We start from the raw sequence: 14,250 nt of genomic DNA, 5'->3' as shown, positions 1-14,250 counted from the left end.
ACCTTAATTTCATATTGATGAGGTTACCTCACTATGAGGCTGACACCAACAACGCTAGACTGACGCCATGCATTCCCGAGAGCGCGAACTCACCGATGTCGTGTTGTCCGTGGCGCGAACCATTCGACGACGCCAGGTCGCGGCCCTCGAGCCATTCGGACTCTCCCCGTCACAGAGTCGTGCTCTGAGAGTGCTCACCCGAGTAGGCGAACCGGTCCGATTGGGCTTTCTCGCGGAAAAGCTGCGCATCGTTCCCCGCTCCGCCACGGATGTCGTGGATTCCCTCGAAGCGGCGGGATGGGTGAAGCGAACTCCCGACCCCCATGACCGACGAGCAGTGCTCCTCGAACTCACCGATGCCGGCGCTGCCCTGGCAGCCGAGGTCGCCCGGGCGCAACGGCGAGAATCCTCGGATATCTTCGACGACCTCGACAAATCCGAACGAGCTGTTCTCACCGAATTGCTCGAGCGAGTAGACGCGGGGCACGACCACGGCCGCCCCCGCGACTGCCCGAAAACTCGCGCCTAAACCTACGCCGCCGCAGTCTCTGTCTCTGTCGGTTCGTCCCCTGACACAGGTTTGCTGTGCCGCTCGATTTTTGCGATGCACCGGGCAAGATCGGGCCCCACTGCAGTTGCTCTCATCTCCAGATCGGAACGAGCAATCCCCTCCTTCGTGGTGTATTCGTTGGTGCGCAACTCCCCCGTCGCCATCACCGGATCACCCTTCATGATGGATGCGCCGACGCCGGTGACCAGCCGCCGCCAACACGTGACCGTGAGGTAGAGCGTCGCGCCGTCGGTCCATTCCCCGGTCACCGCATCCTTACGTCGTGCGTTGCTGGCCATCCGAAAGCTCAGCACCTCTTCACCATTGGCGGTTTGCCGCTTCACCGGATTGGTGATGACGGTGCCGACAACCGTTGCAGATGTCTCGTACATGTTGATCCCCTCGAATCCCATAAGCCACGCGCCGATCGATCGTCGGCCCTTCGAGTCTGGATCAGGAATTGCGGACTGCGCGGAACCAATTTCCATCTGTGCATGAATGAGGTTGCTGTGGAGAAACAGCACTGCCCGGGCCTTGTGGCCCGGGCAGTGTCGGTGCCGGATGTTAGAAGCCCCGCGAGCTACAGTCCGAGCGCATCCTCCATCTTGTCGGCGGTATTCCAGTCGGGAATATCGGAACCGGGCGCCCACGTCGAATGCGTTCCGCTCGAGACCCGTTCGGGTAGTCGCACCCGGGCTATGGGACCATCGCTCAGTCGTTGCGCGTCGAATACCAGACATTCCGAGATGTCCCTGTTCATATCGGAGATGATGGTGATCAGGTAGCCGTCGTCTTCGCAGGTCGAACCGATGCGCGGCGCCATCGCGGTTTCACTGCCGTAGATGCCTTCCCCGAAGGAATACGTCTCTTCTTTACCTGTCAGAGTGTCGTGTTTGACCAGTCCACTGAACAGGAACCAGCCCGGAACCGCCTGTGCCGCATAGGTGTACCGATGCTTGATACCCCCCTGGTTGGCGTTGATCATGCCGAATTCGGTTACGAGATCCGAAAGGTGCTCTTCCCGAGTCGTTCCTGTTCGCATGTTCAGTCGCCAGCGATGCAGACGTGTTCCCATCCGTTCCTGTGACAGGAACCGGAATGCACGTTGATACGCGGAACCGATGCCGTCGTCCGCCGGCTCGGGGTTGTCCTCGTAGAAGCCGTCGAGAACAATTTCCTCCCCCTCCTCGTAGGCGTTGACGAAGTGCAGCACAAATGTCGGGTCTGCCTCGAACCACTTGATGTCAGAGGTGTTTCCACGTCTAGGAACTACCGCGATCCGCAAGGGAATGTCGGGATAGAAGCGGGTGGCGTGCTTCCCTTCAGCGAGCGCCTCCGGGATCCAGAACAACGGGCAGTCATTGAGAATTGCGTAGTTCTCGGTGAACGCCATGTCGTGCGGTAGCCGAGGCCCGGGCAGTGGAATATCAATGTAGTGAACCAGCTGCTCCGCAGCGTCGACGACTCCGTAGTGCATGTACGGTTCGTCTTTGCCGTAGTTGAAGAACAGCATTTCACCGGTACGTGTATCGATCTTAGGATGGGCAGATACCCCCACATCGGAAGGGAATTGGCCGTTCCAGTCCGCCTTGCCCAACGTTTCCAGGGTGGTGGGGTTGAGCTTGTACAGGTCACCGCACTGATAAAAACTGGTGAGCGCCACACCCGCATGCAGGGTCACATCGGTACTGGAAGAATCCTTCAGTCGCCCGCGTGCACCCCAACCGTCCTCGCGAATCGACTTGTTCGGATTGCCCACGATACCGGTCCAGAGCGGTCCGCCGGATTCCTGTTCTGCCAGAAATCCATCAGTCTTGACAAACCGATTGCGGTAGAACACCTTTCCATCACGAAAACCTACAACATGAACCATTCCGTCACCGTCGAACGGATGGTAATTACCCAACGACGGATGGACCGGGTTCTCGGTGTTTCGTAGATAGACCCCATCCAGATCTGCGGGAATCTCGCCTTCGACCACCAGGTCGGTTGCCGACCACTCGGTGGTTTGCGGACGCCACGGACCAGTACGGTAGGGGTGATCGTCGTCGTCCGGAATCGTGGACAGAACGCGGCCCAGAACTTCGATGTCCATAACTGGCACTCCTTCGATCAGCAGAAAGTATGAAAGTTGTAACTAAGCAAGCGTGTTCGGAAAAAGACCGGCGAGAGTGCGCAGTGTTCGCTCGCCCGCAGGGTCTACGTCGGTCGCCGAGGGCAGAAACACGATGTCGTCCACTCCTGCGTCGATATACGCCTCGACGCGCGCCCGTGCCTGATCTCTGTCGCCGACCACACTGACTGCCGCGACAAGCTCGTCAGGTACTCGGGCGAGAAGGTCTCGTGGATGCGGACGGGTGCGGGCATACGCCACCACGTCGCCAAATCCTGCTCGCTCGAACATTTCCGAATAGCCCGGCGCGGCCAGGTATCCTACGACAGCACGTCGAATCTGGTCGATCGCAGGCTTGCCCGCATCCACCGCGGCTGACAACCACACGGCAACCCTCGGGCACGATCGGTCTAGTGCCGCCGCCTCCCGACGTAGCTCCGAAATCAACGCTCGCACAGTTTCGACGCTCACCAGATTGAGAACCATCCGATCCGCGTACCGTGCCGCGGTTCGAATAGCCGACGGTCCGAAAGCAGCCACCGTCAAACTCGATTTCGGCGCCGGAAGCCGTAAGTGATAACCGCGACTGCGAACCACTTCGCCATCCAGGGAAGACTTTTCGCCATCCAGCAACGGACGCAGAGCTCGAGCCGATTCGGCGAGGGCACGCGCCGAACGGGCCCGTGACCGACCGTGCCACTCCTCCACAACAACCTGACTCGATGTCCCCAACGCCACATCGACGGTCCGTCCGGACAACGACGCGACAGATGCCACGCCCATCGCGATCATCATCGGATCACGAACAGCGACAGCAAAAGGCCCAAGGGTAAGACTGATCCGTTCGGTACGTGCCGCAACCGCCATTCCTAGTGCGCACGCATCGTAGGTGGCCATCTCGCCGATCCAGAGAGCCTGGAATCCCAATCGGTCGGCCAGGGTCGCCGTCTGAAGCGCCTCCTCGGCCGGGCGGTCCTGCCATAGTCCGAGCGAGACTTCCATGCGCGTGTTCATCCAACACGCTCGAGCAGTACTGCCGATCCCATTCCGGCAGCGCCGCTGACCGCGGCCACACCGTAGCGTCCTCCGGACCGGCCCAGTTGTTCAGTGGCCTGCCCGACGAGGATGGCACCCGTCGCGCCGAAAGCATGGCCCATGGCGATGGTTCCGCCGTTGACGTTGAACCGCTTGTCGTCGAAGTGCATGTCGCGCTGAATCTTCAGGCACAGTGCGGAGAATGCCTCGGCGAACTCGATTACATCGAGATCGTCTGGTGTATGCCCGGTCCGCTCCAGTACCCGTTCGATTGCGTGCTGCCCCGCGAGCAGCATCCGCACGGGATCCGAACCCGAACTTGCCGCACTGACCACTCGCGCCTGCGGTGTCAGACCCGCGCGCTGCGCTGCTTCCACCGTTCCGACGACCACCAGTGCGGCAGCATCGGCGATGGACGGCGAGGTTCCGCGCGTGTGCAAATGCCGGATCTCCCCCAGCTCAGGAAGGTGCCGCAGCACCAATGCGTCCTGGCCGGAAGCACCGAGTTCAGCGAATGCCGGTGGGAGTTCAGCCATCTGGTCTGCGGTAACGGAGGCTCGTACGTGCTCGTCGTGAGCCAGCGCCACCGCGCCCGCACCGTCAAGTACGGGTATGACCGTCGAATCGAAGAACCCGTCGGCCCACGCGGCGGCAGCGCGGTGCTGCGTCCGTAACCCGTAGGCATCGAGCTCTTCGCGTTCGTAACCACCTTCGGTAGCAGCGATGTCAGCGGCAATACCCATGTGCACGCTGCCGATGGATTCGATGACGTCGGCATCAGCCCACAGAGGTCCCTTGTCTGCGAACATCGGTACGGACGAGGAAGATTCAACGCCGCCGGCAATCACGAGGTCCGCCTGGCCCGAGCGCACCATCGCCGAAGCAACGGACACTGCGTCGATACCGGAAGCACAGAACCGGTTGACCATCAAACCTGGAATATGTTGAGGCCAACCCGAAGTGAGAATGGCGGTGCGGGCGATGTTGCCGCCCTGCGGCCCCACCTGAGAAGCGGAGCCAAGGACAAATTCGTCAACCACACTCGGGTCGAGACGTAGCCGTGCGACCAGTCCGTTCAACAACTGCTCAACCAGTTGCAGTGGACTCGTCCCAGCCAGACCGCCTGACGCAGAAGACTTCCCACGCGGAGTTCGGAGAGACCCGAGAACATACGCTTCGCGATCACTACTCATCGGACACCTCGCGTCACCACAGTGGACACGGCAGTGGTGAAAGACCCACCGATGTTGACCGTCAAAGCAGTACGCGCACCGTCGATCTGGTGTTCGCCGGCCCGCCCCGTCACCTGCTTTGCAGCGTCGAGAACCATCCGCACACCGGTTGCCCCCACGGGATGCCCGTTCGAGAGAAGGCCGCCGCCGGGATTGACGGGCAAGCTGCCCTCGCGGCCGATTATCTCTTGCGTGACGGCTTGACCGCCCTTACCCGGAGCCGCCACTCCGATGTGTTCGAGCGTGACCAAACCGTTGATGGTGAAACAGTCGTGAATTTCTGCCACGTCGAGTTCTTCTACGCCCGCGATGCCGGCGCGCCGGTAAGCATCCTCAACGGCACCGCGCAGGTGCGGGAACATGTAATCGGCGTCGGCGCTCTGCTCCAACTTGTCTGCGAGTAGCAGTGTCGCTGTGCGATGCCCGAAGCCCGCGATGTTCGCTTCGTCTTCGAGTGTGCGGCCATTGCGCTCAGCCCATGCCTGAGCAAACTTCGGCCCGGCAAGGATGACTCCGGCGGCACCATCGGTGATCCGGCCACAGTCCGTCTTACGAAGCAATCCTTCCACCACCGGGTTGACGTCGTCATTCTCGTCGAACGACCCGTCAGGAAAGTCCCAATCACGCGTCTGAGCCAGCCGATTCGTTCTTCCGTTGGCGAACGCGATCTCAGCGAATCGTCCCAGTTCGACATGATCCAGTCCGTAGCGCCGGTCGTACTCGGTAGCGATCTCGGCAAAGAGTGCCGGCCATGGGAACGTTGCATCTACTGCCTCACGGCCTGACCAGGCTGCCGAACCCAGGTGTTCGGCAGCGGTCTGTGCCGAAACATTGCGCATCAATTCGACGCCTACAACCAAAGCCACGTCGTAGCGTCCGGCCTGGATATCCGCGCAAGCTGCCAGAATGGCCGTACCGCCCGACGCGCATGCTGCCTCGTGGCGAGTGCTCGGCACTCCGTCCAATCTCGGCTCAGCTGCGACTACCATTCCGCCGAGCTGTGCCTGACCGGAAAATAGTTCTCCGGCAAGGTTTCCCACATGGACAACTTCCACCTCAGACGCGTCGACTCGGGCATCGGCCAGTGTTGCCGGAAGAATCTCTGCGAACATCTCGAAGAGGCCGAGACCTTCTTTGGTCCAGTTACGAGCAAAATCTGTCTGGGCTCCGCCCAAAACATATACGGGATCGGTCATCGGTCGATCTCCTTAACTCTTTGACGCACTCGACGGGACTGCGACGACCATCGTCCGAAGTTCACGCTTGGTGACCTTCCCGACGGGGTTTCTCGGCAATTCGTCGAGCACAGTCAGCGATTCGGGCAATTTGTACGCCGCAATATTTTGTGCGCGAAGGAAAATCAGAATGTCTTCGAGTGTCGGATCGACGTCGCCGGATGCCACCACCACTGCCGCGACGCGCTCGCCCATCTCAGGATCGGGAATTCCGATCATGGCGGCCTCTGCCACCGCCGGGTGACCGGCAAGCATCGACTCGAGTTCCGCTGGTGAGATGTTCATGCCGCCGCGCACAATGAGGTCTTTGGCGCGGTCGACGTACTGGAGGTAGCGCAGGTCGCCGGTCTCGTCGGCGACGTACTGGAAAATATCGCCGGTAGCGAAGTAGCCTTGTTTGTCGAAGGGATCCGAAGACGCTGTTCCGGCAAGGTATCCCGAGAACACCTGAGGCCCCTTGATGCGCAGTTCTCCGGGGACGCCCGCAGTCGTGATCTCTTCTTCCGTCGCGAGATCGACCAGGCGATTATCCATCCCGAGCGACGCCGTGTTGTCCCAGGTGTGGTCGGGCGAACCGAACCGCGGGAAGTAGACCGCCCGACGGTCCAACTCCGGCACAGTCACCGGATCGCCGACAAGACACGTGCCCTCGTTGGAGCCGAAGCAGTTGTTGATCTCGATATCGAAACGTTCTTTGTACTCCCCGATCATGTGAGGAGACAACGGAGCCGAGCCCGAACCGATAACGCGAACACTGTCGAAAACACCCGCGGACGCAGCGTCACTGGCGAGTGCGCGGGTCAGTAGCGCCGGCGGTGCGACGGTGTACGTGACTTTGCGCTGCATCAGCTGGCCGAAGAAGGTAGGCGCATCGAACGGATGGTGCTGCACCAGCGTCGCACCGGTCAGAAGCCAGGGCAGGAACATGCCGGCAATTCCAGCCATGTTGACCATCGGGAAGGGGTTGAGCAGCACATCATCTCGCGAGAGAGCCGCAGCAGACACACTTCCCATGGCGGAGCCGTACCAGTCGTTGGGGCACCGCGGAACCGCCTTGGGCGTCGATTCCGTACCCGACGTCCAGCAGATCGTGACGCAGTCGTTCGGGTCGGCGGTGAATGTGGCACGGTGATCGCGCAGAGCGCTGAAATCAGTTACCTCTGCCGACACTTGCCCCATGTCCACGGCACCAACTGGGAGGCTGTCACCGAACGCGAACACTGTCGTAAGGCTGGGCACACTGCTTTTAACCGTCATAGCCGAGTCGACCAGCCGGTGACTGCTGACGCGACTGACCGTCACGAATGCACGGAACTTCGCTAGTTCGGCCAGCTGTTCGAGCTCGTACTCGCGGTACTGGACAGGCAGCGGCGAGGCGATGGCGCCGATACTGGTGATCGCGAGCAGCGACGCCGAGAGCTCGACCGAGTTGGGCAACTGGACGCCCACCACGTCGTCAATACCGATTCCCGCGTCCAGCAGCGCGACCGCGAGTCGATCTACCAGGTCTGAAAGCTCCGCCCACGTGAGTTCTCGCGGCGGGCCGTCCGTGATGGCTTCCCGATTTGCCGGGTCGACGATGGAAATGGCATCGGGTTGTGCGGCAACGTTCTTTTCCAGCAACACGTCCCACGTGTCCTGCCCCCACAAGCCAGCTCGGGTGTACTCATCCACGGTCGTTTGGGGATGCAGTCTCATCGCTGTGCACTTCCTTCTCTGGAATCGTCCGCAGCATCTGGACAAGGAGCTGGGAACTCGGTTGCCGACATCACAATCACTTGTTCCGAAGATTAGCGTCTTGATCCGATTACTTCAATACCCATAGTGACTATGTCTCGTTGGCTTTCGGACTTTTAGACGACTTACGAGGATTATTTCCAAATGAACCCGTCAGAATGAGAGTCCTTTCACTCCATGAGGGCAAAGTCAATACTTCGTTTACAAGAGTGATGTCTGAGTCAGAGACTGCGGCGAGCCGGTCGAACGCGGGAACAGAGGTTTGCAATGATGAAGCCATGTCCACGAAGCTGCCTGCCACTCCGAGCGCGCCGCGCCCCGCGTCGTCCGCCTTGGGGCACGCGCTCCTGATCGCCGGCGACAAATGGAGCCTGCAGATAATTCGCCACACTTTGGGCGGCGCGCGACGCTTCCGGCAATTGGGTGACGATTTGCAGATCTCCGATGCAGTCCTGTCACAACGACTCACCCGATTAACGGCTGATGGCATTCTTGCCGCACGTCAGTACTCGATCGCACCGCCGCGAAACGAATACGTGCTCACCGAATCCGGCGAGCAGCTCTGGCAGACATTTGTTGCACTCTGGACCTGGGACCGTGCTTGGGCGCCTCGAGTGAGCCGGAAAACCGAGACTGCGCTTCGGCATCTCACCTGTGGGCATCTGATCGCACCCGTATTCGGTTGCGGAGAATGCCATGCGATCGGCGTGTCGGCCCGCGATGTCTACACCGCGGTCGACGACAGACTACTTCTCGACGTCAGTGATCGTCGATCGCGCCGATCCTCCGCCAACGATGTCGCAGCCAACATGGACTCGACAAGTGTTCTTGCCGACCGTTGGTCCACCTTCATCTTGTCTGCCGCATTGCAGGGCATCCGCAGATTCAGCGACTTTCAGGACGCGCTCGGCTCGATCTCCCCGGTCACCCTGGCCGACCGACTCACCGTCTTCGTCGGGAACGGAATGCTTGCGCGGGTCCCTGTGACAGACGGCGCCCGCCGTCAGGAGTACCGGACGACGCCCAAGAGCCTGGACTTCTTTCCGGTGTTCGCGGCACTCAACGAGTGGGCCAAGGATCGACTGTCCCTGGACGGACTGTCGGGGCTCGAGTTCTTCCATCGAGCCGGCGATCACATCCTTCTCCCCCGGTACACCTGCAACGCCTGCAACATCGAGATCAGTCGAACCGACGTGGCATTCGAGGCCACGAAAATCTCAGCACTGCACTAGATTTCAATATTCGAAAACATGTGAGCGGTGGGGAATCCGAAAGAAGCTCAGACCCCACCGCTCACCTGTACTGCAGATCAGCTACCGATTCCCAGAACCGTTCCGTCCGAGACGAACCGCTGCTCGGCTGCGCTCCACGTCAGCGCGGAGAATCCGTTGAAGCCTGTCATCTTCTCGGGCGTGCTCTCCCACATGACGCCGTCGATCAGCAGCGGCGAGGCGTAATTCTGATCGCGTGCAGCCTCGATGATGCTCAGTCGGGTAAGACCTTCCGGTGAGGCTGCTGCCTGCTGGAGCGTATTCACCAGAAGATCTGCCCCGGTCCACCCACTCGCAGTCACGGCGTTGCTGGGATCGGAGATGCCCTTGACCTGATCGAGGTACATCTTGACACCGGCGTCGTCCGCGAAGTCCGGCGATCCTACAAGCTTGAGGTATGCCGGGACCTTGACGCCGTCGGCAGCTGCGCCCGCAGCGATGTACTCGGATGCCGCAACGCAGTTGCTCGGTTTGAGTACCAGCTCGGGCTTGTAGCCGATCCGCCCCATCGCCGTGTCGAGGACACCACAACTGCCCACGATGCCTGCGTGGTATACCGCATTGACGCCGGCCGCCTTCAATACAGTCGCGGCGGCGTTGGGGTCGGTATCGGGAGTAACCACCTCGATGTCGAGCCCAGCTTCCTTGGCCGCAGCCTTGAATGCCTCGCTGTAGTTCATGCCAGAGGCCGTCTGGTTCTCGGCGACGCCGAGCTTGACTCCATCGGGGAACGTCTTCTTGATCAGGTTGACCGCGAAGCTCGCTTCCGATGTGGCGGACGGCAGGAATTGCACGGTCCACGGGTAGTCCGCGATCACACTGAACTCCGGAGCGGAAGAGCTCGGGTAGAGCATCGGCACACAGGCAGCATTCTGGTCGGCGGCCATCGCGCCGAGTGTGCCGGCGCCAAAGGTGCTCAGCCCGTCTACCTTCAAGCTCTCTACGAACTCGGTGACGTTGGCCTTGGCCTTGTCGGGCTGGAAGCCGTCATCCTTGTAGACGACATTGATCTTCACTCCGTCGATGCCTCCGGCTGCGTTTGCCGCATCGATGCGCGCCATGTATCCGTCGGATGCCAACTTGACCGGACCCGCCACTGGGCCTGAAAGCGGCGCCGAATATCCGAGCGTGAACTCTCCGGTGATCTTCTCGTTCACCGACTCAGGGTTGGTGCAATCGTCGACGTTGACGCCGGATGCAGTCTGAGCGCCCGCACTGTCCTGGGCGCCGCCGCACGAACTCAATGCGAGAGCTGCGACGAGACCGACCGGAAGCGCAGCATATTTCCAGTGCACTGAAGTGGAGGAAAAAGACATGGCTGTGCCTTTCGTAGGTGGTGAAAGTGAGATGTCAGGCTTGCTTTGATTGGTCGCCGCTCGGGGCGGAAGGGATGAGTGCAGGGGGCGGATCTACCGGCTGCACAGTGACAAAACGAGCGAGTCCACGGCGGACCGCACCGGCGACGCCGTCGGGTGCCACAAAGATCACGGCAATCAGGATTACTGCGAACAGCACTGCTGCGCCCTGCCCCTGACCGATATCCGACGTGTAGTAGGGCAGGTAAACCACGATGAGCGCACCGATCAGTGGGCCCATCTGGGTCGACGAACCACCGATCACAAGTCCGATGAGCAGCGTGATACCCGCCAGAAGCGTGAACGAGCCTTCCGCATACAGGCTGCCCATGTACATTGCGAACAGGCTTCCGGCCACGCCGGTGATGGCACCGGAAACCCCGAACCCGGTGGTCTTGACACTCGCGATGTTGATTCCGGATGCCGCCGCAGCGATCTCGTTGTCACGAACGGCCAGCATGGCCATTCCGTAGCGACTACGGACCAGGTTACGGATAACCCAGGCAACGACCAATAGCACGACTACTGACAGCCAATACAACCACTGATCCTTCTCGCCGAGCGTGAAACCGGACCAACTCGGTGGACGCAGGAGCGCTCGTGGGATCGTCATGCCCTTGGAACCGCCGGTCAAATCGCTGAAGTACGCGATGATTTCGGGGAAGGCGACGCCGAAGGCCAGTGTCACCGTGGCGAGGTAGAGCCCTTTGATGCGCAAAGCGGGGAGCCCGACGACAAGGCCGACGACAAAGCAGATCAGCAGCGCGGCAGGCATAGTGGCGAGCGGAGACCATCCGTACTTGACCACCAACACACCGGTGGTGAACGCTCCGAGTCCGAAGAACGCCGAGTGTCCGACCGAGATGAGTCCGAGGTAGCCGGTGGCGATATTGAGACCGGCAATCGCGATCGCATAGATCGCTACTCGGGTGAGCTGGCCCTGCTCGAACGGCCCAAGCGAGCCACCCCACGCGATCACGCCGGCCGCAACTGCGAAGCCGACTCCGAGCAGTATCCGGTAGGTAGTAGATCCACGCTCGATCAGTCGCGGGCTCCGCTTACGTTTAGCTCCAACCGGATTCGCGACCAAGGTTTCCTCGGTTGCGGACTTCTCAATCGCAGTAGTCATACTCTCTCCACTTGACGGGCACCGAAGAGACCGGTGGGCTTGAACACGAGGACACCGACGATGACCAGTAGGGCGATCGTCAAGGACAACGATCCGTGCAGGAACGTCGCATAGCCATTGAGTAGGGACAAACCGACGGACAGGCCCAGGCAACCCACGACAGCACCCTTGATGCTGTCCAGACCGCCTAGTAGTGCCCCTGCAGTGGCAAAGATCAGCACGTGGAACATGCCGCTCAGTCCGAGTTGGCCCGGCGGCAGGATCGGGATGATCATTGCGCCCGCCAGTGCGCCGATAGCAGCCGAGATGCCCCAACTGAGCGTCAGAATTCGGCCGACTTTGATGCCACACAGCGCCGCAGACTCCGGATTGGTTGCTACAGAACGCATCTGCAGCCCGAGATCGGTTTTGGTGAACATCACGGTGACCGCGATCACGACGACTGTCGTGACCGCCATAATCAGGATTGAGTCGTAGTGCAGGCGAGCCCCGGCAATCGAGAAGTAGTCGTTCTCACCGTGCGGGAACATCCGCGGAAACACCTTGTCCTCCGATCCCCAGATCCAGCCACTGAGCCCATTGAGACCGGTAAACAAGGCGAGGCAAACGATGAGGACCGCACTCTCGTCCCTTCGTCGCACCGGGCGAACCAGCCACCGCTCGGCGAGTGCGCCCATCCCGAAGCCCAGCACCATGATCGGGATCAGCGCGATCCAAATCGGAACTCCGTGACCGTTGAGCCACCAGGCGACATATGCAGTGAACAAGGCGAATTCACCCTGTGCGAAGTTGATTGTCGACGAACTCCGGAACACCACCACCAGGGCAAGAGCGATCAAGATATAGAGCGCGCCCGCCGTGGTTCCGGCAAACAGGCGTGACAGCAGAATTTCCATGATTCCGTCCTAGTAACCGAGATATGCCTGGCGGATGGAGTTGTTCTCACGGAACGACTCCGTGGTGCCCGACGCGGCCACAGAACCGACCTCGAGCAGATAGACCTGTGAAGAAATGTCCAAAGCGAGTTCCGCGTTCTGTTCTACGAGCAGCAGTGCAGTTCCCGACTCTTCGTTGACCTGGCGCAGGCGGTCGAAGAGGCCCTGCACGATCAGCGGGGCAAGTCCCAGACTCACTTCGTCACAGAGCAGCAGTCTCGGACGGCTCATCAAAGCCCTTGCAACAGCCAACATTTGTTGCTCTCCACCAGACAGCGTGCCGGCGATCTGCTCGCTGCGCTCAGCCAATCGAGGGAAGATTTCGAACCAGCGCTCGAGGTCCGCCGCGATGCCGGCGCGGTCCTTGCGACTGACCGCGCCGACGCGAAGGTTGTCCCGCACACTCATCGTTGTCAGCGTTCCACGTCCTTGCGGGATCAGACTGACCCCGTGGCGCAGCATGATGTCGGGACGTGAGTTCGAGACGTCGACGCCGTCGATGCTGATAGTGCCGGTATGGGGCAAGGTGCCGGCCAAAGCTCGCATGAGCGTGGTCTTACCCGCTCCGTTCGCCCCGAGCACTACGGCGACCTGCCCAGGTCGGACAGCCAGGTCTATGTCTCGCAGAACAGCGGCAGCGCCGTAGCCGGCTGAGAGTCCTTTAACTTCCAATAGCGGAGTCGCACTCATGCTGCCTTCCCCAGGTATGCCGCCACGACGGCAGGATTACGTTGCACTTCGGCTGGTAGTCCGTCGGCGATCGTACGACCGAACTCCATTGCCACCACGTGATCGCAGATACCCATCACCAGCCCCATATGATGCTCGACGAGCAGTGCACTGAATCCGAACTCCTTGCGCAAGTTCAGGATCAACTGACCGAGGTCATGAACTTCGGCATGCGTCAGTCCGCCGGCAGGCTCGTCGAGCATGAGCAGTTCTGGATGACTGATCAGTGCGCGTGCCAGTTCCACCCGCTTAAGGGTTCCGAACGGGAGTCCCTCGGCGTGATGATGGGCGACATCGGTGAGGTCGAGTAGCTTCAGCAGTTCCCACGCCTCTCCTTCGAGTCGACGTTGAGCCGAGCGCGTTGTCGGCCACAAGATCGCCGAGGGTAGCAGTCTCGGGGTGTGTCTGCTCTGCGCCCCGATGACGGTGTTCTGCAGGACCGTCAGGCTGGGAAACAATGCCAGATTCTGGAACGTACGGGCAATCTTGTGTTCGACGATGCGGTGACGCTTGACCAGAAGAAGGTCGGTGCCGTTGAACTCGACCGATCCCCCGCTGGGCTCGTACATGCGTGTCACACAGTTGAACAACGATGTCTTGCCCGCGCCGTTGGGGCCGATGAGTCCACAGATCTCGTTGTCGGCCACCGTGAAGCTCACGTGATCGAGGGCTGTGATGCCACCGAAGCGCATCGCCAGGTCGGAGATTGTCAGCACCGAATCACCTTTCGCATCGATGAATTTTGAATAACTATCACTAGCACAGTGACTGCGCTTGCTACAGTAAAGCATGTGAGGGGCATCACTACCACTCAAATCTTTGAGAATTACCTTTCTGCAGTAGATGTATCACACCTCAACAAGACCAATACTCGACCTGATACTCACCCCGCAGCGTCAACCGGCATCAAGTTCAAATCTTTTACTACG

13 protein-coding genes are annotated in these 14,250 nt (G+C 60.4%); 2 read left to right on the top strand and 11 right to left on the bottom strand.

All coding sequences use genetic code 11. The annotated features are described in order from the left end of the window. The first annotated feature begins 67 nt into the window (after positions 1 to 67). Positions 68 to 529, top strand: coding sequence for a MarR family winged helix-turn-helix transcriptional regulator (locus R4P64_RS13225; protein WP_317821183.1), 462 nt, complete (start codon positions 68 to 70; stop codon positions 527 to 529). Positions 530 to 531: 2 nt separating this feature from the next. On the opposite strand, the gene R4P64_RS13220 is transcribed toward R4P64_RS13225, so the two are convergent. The 6 genes from R4P64_RS13220 to R4P64_RS13195 form a co-directional block, all read right to left on the bottom strand. Beyond that, the gene (locus R4P64_RS13220; RefSeq protein WP_317821601.1) at positions 532 to 942 is read right to left on the bottom strand and encodes a single-stranded DNA-binding protein; all 411 of its coding nucleotides are present in this window, start codon (positions 940 to 942) and stop codon (positions 532 to 534) included. 188 nt (positions 943 to 1,130) lie between these two features. Next, complete coding sequence (locus tag R4P64_RS13215; protein ID WP_317821182.1) at positions 1,131 to 2,645, bottom strand: carotenoid oxygenase family protein; 1,515 nt, start codon at positions 2,643 to 2,645, stop codon at positions 1,131 to 1,133. A gap of 42 nt (positions 2,646 to 2,687) precedes the next feature. Next, the gene (locus R4P64_RS13210) at positions 2,688 to 3,665 is read right to left on the bottom strand and encodes an LLM class F420-dependent oxidoreductase (protein ID WP_317821180.1); all 978 of its coding nucleotides are present in this window, start codon (positions 3,663 to 3,665) and stop codon (positions 2,688 to 2,690) included. 8 nt (positions 3,666 to 3,673) lie between these two features. Further along, on the bottom strand, positions 3,674 to 4,891 hold the full coding sequence (locus tag R4P64_RS13205) for an acetyl-CoA C-acyltransferase (RefSeq protein WP_317821178.1): 1,218 nt from the start codon (positions 4,889 to 4,891) through the stop codon (positions 3,674 to 3,676). Continuing rightward, positions 4,888 to 6,126 carry an acetyl-CoA acetyltransferase gene (locus R4P64_RS13200; protein WP_317543366.1) on the bottom strand — a complete coding sequence of 413 codons (1,239 nt, stop codon included), beginning with the start codon at positions 6,124 to 6,126 and terminating at the stop codon, positions 4,888 to 4,890. Before R4P64_RS13200 ends, R4P64_RS13205 begins: the two co-directional genes overlap by 4 nt. A gap of 12 nt (positions 6,127 to 6,138) precedes the next feature. Then, positions 6,139 to 7,863, bottom strand: a complete 1,725-nt coding sequence (locus tag R4P64_RS13195; protein ID WP_317821175.1) for a class I adenylate-forming enzyme family protein — start codon at positions 7,861 to 7,863, stop codon at positions 6,139 to 6,141. Between the two features lie 317 nt (positions 7,864 to 8,180). On the opposite strand from R4P64_RS13195, the gene R4P64_RS13190 reads away from it, so the two are divergent. Beyond that, positions 8,181 to 9,134: a helix-turn-helix domain-containing protein gene (locus R4P64_RS13190; RefSeq protein ID WP_317543363.1), complete on the top strand. Its 954-nt coding sequence runs from the start codon at positions 8,181 to 8,183 to the stop codon at positions 9,132 to 9,134. Positions 9,135 to 9,211: 77 nt separating this feature from the next. Here the strand turns inward: R4P64_RS13190 and R4P64_RS13185 are convergent, their stop codons facing one another. The 5 genes from R4P64_RS13185 to R4P64_RS13165 are packed head-to-tail and all read right to left on the bottom strand — an operon-like array spanning position 9,212 to position 14,037. After that, positions 9,212 to 10,489 (bottom strand): ABC transporter substrate-binding protein, encoded by a 1,278-nt coding sequence (locus R4P64_RS13185; RefSeq protein WP_317543361.1) that lies wholly within the window; start codon positions 10,487 to 10,489, stop codon positions 9,212 to 9,214. A 34-nt stretch (positions 10,490 to 10,523) separates the two neighbouring features. Then, positions 10,524 to 11,657, bottom strand: coding sequence for a branched-chain amino acid ABC transporter permease (locus tag R4P64_RS13180; protein ID WP_317543360.1), 1,134 nt, complete (start codon positions 11,655 to 11,657; stop codon positions 10,524 to 10,526). Then, positions 11,654 to 12,553, bottom strand: a complete 900-nt coding sequence (locus tag R4P64_RS13175) for a branched-chain amino acid ABC transporter permease (RefSeq protein WP_317543358.1) — start codon at positions 12,551 to 12,553, stop codon at positions 11,654 to 11,656. Before R4P64_RS13175 ends, R4P64_RS13180 begins: the two co-directional genes overlap by 4 nt. Before the next feature lie 9 nt (positions 12,554 to 12,562). Further along, positions 12,563 to 13,282, bottom strand: coding sequence for an ABC transporter ATP-binding protein (locus tag R4P64_RS13170; RefSeq protein WP_317543356.1), 720 nt, complete (start codon positions 13,280 to 13,282; stop codon positions 12,563 to 12,565). After that, entirely contained in the window at positions 13,279 to 14,037 is a 759-nt protein-coding gene (locus R4P64_RS13165; protein WP_317821169.1) for an ABC transporter ATP-binding protein, read from the bottom strand. The genes R4P64_RS13170 and R4P64_RS13165 overlap by 4 nt, the downstream gene beginning before the upstream one ends. Between the last annotated feature and the right edge of the window lie 213 nt (positions 14,038 to 14,250).

The sequence above is a fragment of the Rhodococcus sp. IEGM 1366 genome (assembly GCF_033142425.1).
Taxonomy (GTDB): domain Bacteria; phylum Actinomycetota; class Actinomycetes; order Mycobacteriales; family Mycobacteriaceae; genus Rhodococcus_F; species Rhodococcus_F globerula.
This window is presented reverse-complemented; position numbering and strand designations above follow the sequence as displayed.